A 3,164-nucleotide genomic window follows, 5' to 3' on the forward strand; every position below is an offset into this window, starting at 1 on the left:
GATGCGCCAAAAAGCGCGCGCCGGGTGCCTCCGCGGCCAGGTGCCGCACGGCTTGTGCCAGCACGTGCGGCACGGCCCCCTGTGTGCCGGCCCCGGCATCCGCCAGCACGGGCCGGGCCTCCATCCAGCGGGTGATCGGCTCCCGGAACACGCTGAGCGTGCCCGTGAGGAAGATGGCGCACAGCAGCCATCCGCAGACGAGGCCGCACCAGGTGTGCAGCCACGACATGGACTGGCGCAAGTTGCCGTTGCCTTTCATGCGGGCCCCATCCCTGGCCATTCGCCGCGCGATCGACTGCGCACGGTCAGAAGGCGCCGCGCAGGGTCAGCATCACGTTGCGGGGGTCGCCGTAATAGCTGCCGTTGACCAGCGCGGTGACCGAACTGTAGTAGCGCTTGTCGAAGACGTTGTTGACGTTCAGCGCCGCGGTCCAGTGGCGGTTGATCTGGTACTTGACCAGCGCATTCCACACCGCCCGCCCGCCGTTGGTGGCGCGCACGGCACCGATCTGACGGTAGCTGCCGCTTTGCGCGTTGACGCCGCCCCCGAGGGTGATGGCGTTCCACTCGCCCGGCAGCTGGTAGGTGCTCCACAGGCGAAACAGGTGCTTGGGCGTGTAGCTGTTGAAGGACAGGCCCTGGCTGCTCACGTCCTTGAGGTACTTGGTCTGGTTGAAGGTGTAGCCGGCGAACAGGTTCCAGTGGGGCGCGACTTCGCCGCTCACCTCGGCATCCAGGCCCTGGCTGCGCACCTCGCCCGTGTCGGTGTAGCAGTAGTAGTCGCTGCGGCAGGTGGGGCTGGTGCTGAAGTCTTCCTGCGCGCGGTTCTTCTGGTCCACGCGGAACAGGGCGAACGAGGCATTCACCTTGCCGTCCATCAGCTCGCCTTTGAGGCCCGCTTCGTAATTGGCGCCCACCATGGGCTTGAGCAACTGGCCCGCCTCGTTCAGTTCGGACTGCGGCTTGAAGATGTCGGAATAGCTCACGTAGGCGGACCATTGCGGGTCGAGCGCGTAGATCAGCCCGGCATAGGGGTTGACCTTGGCGTTCTCGCGGCTGTGGGTGGCCGAGGTGGACGGCGCCGCGCCGGTGGTGACGGTGTCCCAGTCGGTGCGGAACCAGCTGACGCGCGCGCCGACCACCAGCTTGAGCGGGTCGGTCAGCTGCAGGCGCACCGCGTTGTAGAAGCCCAGTTGCCGGGCCTTGCCCTGCCGCGCCTCACGGGTGCCGGTGTAGATCTCGGCGTCCGTGGGCTCGCGGAAGTCGGGGTTGTAGCTGTTCAGGCCGAAGATGTTGTAGTTGGTCCGAAAGCCGTAGATGGTGTCGTTCGTGGTGTGCGTGTAGTTGACCCCGCTCACCAGTTCGTGCCGCCGGCCGAAGGCGTCGAATTTTCCGGTCAGGTTCGCGTCGATGCCCGAGGTCTCGATGTCGGCGATGGACCGAGCCACGATGTTGGCGCTCTGCATCAGCGCCGGGTTGACCGCCCGGTTGACCCCGGCGTACTTCAGGTCGTGCTCCTCCTTGAGGTGCATCGCCGTGAACTGCAGCTTCCAGTCGTCGTTGAACTGGTGCGCCGCATCGAAGTACAGCCCGCGGTTGGACGACTCCTGCCGGTTCCAGGTGGCGCCCAGGTAGGTCGAGCGGGGCAGGTTCAGGTCGCCGCCGGTGGCGTAGCGCGGCAGGCCGTTCATCGAAGGGCGGCCCCGCGTTTCTTCGGAGCTGGCCCCGAAGTTGATGCGCGTGGCGGCCGAGACGTCGTATTCCAGCGTGCCGTACACGGTCGGGCTGCGGCGGTTCACATAGTCCATGAACGCGTGGTGGTCTTCGTAGTCGATCAGCGCGCGGCCGCGCAGCGTGCCCTCTTCGTTCAGGACGCGGCTGGTGTCCAGCTGCGCGCCGTAGCGGTCCCACGAGCCCACGCGGGCCTCCACCGTGGTGGCGTTGGTGCCGAGAGGACGCTTGCGCACCAGGTTGACCGCCCCACCGGGGCTGCCTTCGCCCTGCAGCAGGCCGGCGGCGCCGCGCAGGACCTCGGCCCGGTCGATGATCGCCATGCTGGATGAATAGTTGCTCGCCCGCCCGTACATGCCGCGGTTGAGTGGCACCCCGTCGTACTGCACCGTGGTCAGGTCGTAGCCGCGCGAATAGATGTACTTGCCGCCCTGTGGGCTTTGCGCCAGCGTGATGCCGGTGGTGCTGGCGAGCGCGTCGTAGACCGAGGTGATGTTCTGCTCGTCCATCAGCTGGCGCGTGACGACGCTGATCGACTGGGGAATGTCCTTGAGCGCCTGGGCGCCCTTGCCCACCGTGACGGCGCGCGTGGTGTACGAGCCCGTGTGCTCGGTCGCCACCGGGCGCTCGGCCTGGGCCGATACCGTCACGGGCGCGAGCGTGGCCGTGCCTGCGCCTTGCGGCACGCGGCGCACGACCACCGAGGTGCCTTCGATCTCCGCGAACAGCCCGCTGCCCGCCAGCAGGCGGTTGAGGGCCTCGCGGGCGGTGAGGCGCCCTTGCACGGCCGGCGCCACCTTGCCCTCCACCAGTGCGGGCTGCACCATCAGCTCCACGCGCGCCTGCCGCGCCAGCGCATCCAGGGCCTGGGCCAGGGGCTGGGCCGCGATGCGGATGTCCACCGGCACGGATGCCGCAGCCTGCGCACCGGTCCCCGGCTGGGCATGGGTGGGCAAGGCGCCCAGCGCCAGGGCGGCCGCCACGGCCAACGGGGCAGGATGGAAACGAAAACGGGACATGCGAACGATCTCCGGAAGGTTGGGAATAAGAAGCCTTCTCAGGTAGACGCATGGCTTGGCAAAACCCCAACCTGGGTTTTGCGCTTTTTTTTCGGAAGGCGATTCGGTGGCTTGTGCCCCCGGGGTCGGGCCGCACGTTCGTGCACGCCTGGCGCAAGGCCGACTCAGTGCGCCGCGACGATTTCGGTGTGCGGCGCCTCACCCTGCAGGCGCACCGGCAGCACCTTGGGCAGCGCCTGCCGGAAGTTGTCCAGGCGGCGCGGGTCGAAGGTGCCGGTCATGCGCAGCGCGCCCACGGCCGCATCGCGCACCACGAGGCCGGTCGGCCCGTAGCGCTCGAACTCCGCCAAAGCCTGCGCCAGCGGCACATCGTCGAAGGTGATGCGCCCGTCGCGCCAAGGGGGCGACCCCAGC

2 protein-coding genes and 1 pseudogene are annotated in these 3,164 nt (G+C 68.3%); all 3 read right to left on the reverse strand.

What is annotated here, in order from left to right; translation table 11 throughout:
* Positions 1–259, reverse strand: a 259-nt coding sequence (locus AC27IQ_RS21185) for a PepSY domain-containing protein (protein WP_487090674.1), incomplete at its 3' end; no start/stop codon positions are given.
* 46 nt (positions 260–305) lie between these two features.
* Positions 306–2,750 carry a TonB-dependent siderophore receptor gene (locus AC27IQ_RS21190; RefSeq protein WP_487090675.1) on the reverse strand — a complete coding sequence of 815 codons (2,445 nt, stop codon included), beginning with the start codon at positions 2,748–2,750 and terminating at the stop codon, positions 306–308.
* Positions 2,751–2,914: 164 nt separating this feature from the next.
* A pseudogene (locus tag AC27IQ_RS21195) lies at positions 2,915–3,164 on the reverse strand (FecR family protein); the annotation flags it as partial.

Source organism: Acidovorax sp. KPB24-07 (assembly GCF_057543315.1).

Coding starts and splice junctions, on each gene's coding strand:
- AC27IQ_RS21190 (WP_487090675.1), bottom strand. CDS start 2,750: ATGTCCCGTTTTCGTTTCCATCCTGCCCCGTTGGCCGTGGCGGCCGCC.